Origin of the sequence: Enterobacter sp. PTB, assembly GCF_051130085.1 — a bacterium.
GTDB classification, from domain to species: Bacteria; Pseudomonadota; Gammaproteobacteria; order Enterobacterales; family Enterobacteriaceae; genus Enterobacter; species Enterobacter ludwigii.
This window is the reverse complement of sequence record NZ_JBDKEE010000083.1, coordinates 1-1,742: the sequence shown is the minus strand read 5'-3', so window position 1 is coordinate 1,742 and position 1,742 is coordinate 1. Positions and strand designations below refer to the sequence as shown.

At 53.4% G+C, this 1,742-nt stretch carries 1 rRNA gene; it reads right to left on the bottom strand.

The features are described 5' to 3' along the window. Positions 1-12: 12 nt before the first annotated feature. Positions 13-1,742: ribosomal RNA gene (locus AAIR21_RS27635) — 23S ribosomal RNA — on the bottom strand; the annotation flags it as partial.

Below are 1,742 nucleotides of genomic sequence, written 5' to 3'. Positions count from 1 at the left end.
CTTCGGCGTTGTAAGGTTAAGCCTCACGGTTCATTAGTATCGGTTAGCTCAACGCATCGCTGCGCTTACACACCCGACCTATCAACGTCGTAGTCTTCAACGTTCCTTCAGGAGACTTAAAGTCTCAGGGAGAACTCATCTCGGGGCAAGTTTCGTGCTTAGATGCTTTCAGCACTTATCTCTTCCGCATTTAGCTACCGGGCAGTGCCATTGGCATGACAACCCGAACACCAGTGATGCGTCCACTCCGGTCCTCTCGTACTAGGAGCAGCCCCCCTCAATTCTCCAGCGCCCACGGCAGATAGGGACCGAACTGTCTCACGACGTTCTAAACCCAGCTCGCGTACCACTTTAAATGGCGAACAGCCATACCCTTGGGACCTACTTCAGCCCCAGGATGTGATGAGCCGACATCGAGGTGCCAAACACCGCCGTCGATATGAACTCTTGGGCGGTATCAGCCTGTTATCCCCGGAGTACCTTTTATCCGTTGAGCGATGGCCCTTCCATTCAGAACCACCGGATCACTATGACCTGCTTTCGCACCTGCTCGAGCCGTCACTCTCGCAGTCAAGCTAGCTTATGCCATTGCACTAACCTCCTGATGTCCGACCAGGATTAGCTAACCTTCGTGCTCCTCCGTTACTCTTTGGGAGGAGACCGCCCCAGTCAAACTACCCACCAGACACTGTCCGCAACCCGGATCACGGGTCTACGTTAGAACACCAGCCATTAAAGGGTGGTATTTCAAGGTTGGCTCCACGCAGACTGGCGTCCACGCTTCAAAGCCTCCCACCTATCCTACACATCAAGGACCAGTGTTCAGTGTCAAGCTATAGTAAAGGTTCACGGGGTCTTTCCGTCTTGCCGCGGGTACACTGCATCTTCACAGCGAGTTCAATTTCACTGAGTCTCGGGTGGAGACAGCCTGGCCATCATTACGCCATTCGTGCAGGTCGGAACTTACCCGACAAGGAATTTCGCTACCTTAGGACCGTTATAGTTACGGCCGCCGTTTACCGGGGCTTCGATCAAGAGCTTCGCGTTGCCGCTAACCCCATCAATTAACCTTCCGGCACCGGGCAGGCGTCACACCGTATACGTCCACTTTCGTGTTTGCACAGTGCTGTGTTTTTAATAAACAGTTGCAGCCAGCTGGTATCTTCGACTGATTTCAGCTCCACCCGCAGGGGCTTCACCTACATATCAGCGTGCCTTCTCCCGAAGTTACGGCACCATTTTGCCTAGTTCCTTCACCCGAGTTCTCTCAAGCGCCTTGGTATTCTCTACCTGACCACCTGTGTCGGTTTGGGGTACGATTTGATGTTACCTGATGCTTAGAGGCTTTTCCTGGAAGCAGGGCATTTGTTACTTCAGCACCGTAGTGCCTCGTCATCACACCTCAGCGTTAATAAACGACCGGATTTACCTAATCGTTCCGCCTACATGCTTAAACCGGGACAACCGTCGCCCGGCTAACATAGCCTTCTCCGTCCCCCCTTCGCAGTAACACCAAGTACAGGAATATTAACCTGTTTCCCATCGACTACGCCTTTCGGCCTCGCCTTAGGGGTCGACTCACCCTGCCCCGATTAACGTTGGACAGGAACCCTTGGTCTTCCGGCGAGCGGGCTTTTCACCCGCTTTATCGTTACTTATGTCAGCATTCGCACTTCTGATACCTCCAGCACCCCTCACAGGACACCTTCAACGGCTTACAGAACGCTCCCCTACCCAACAAC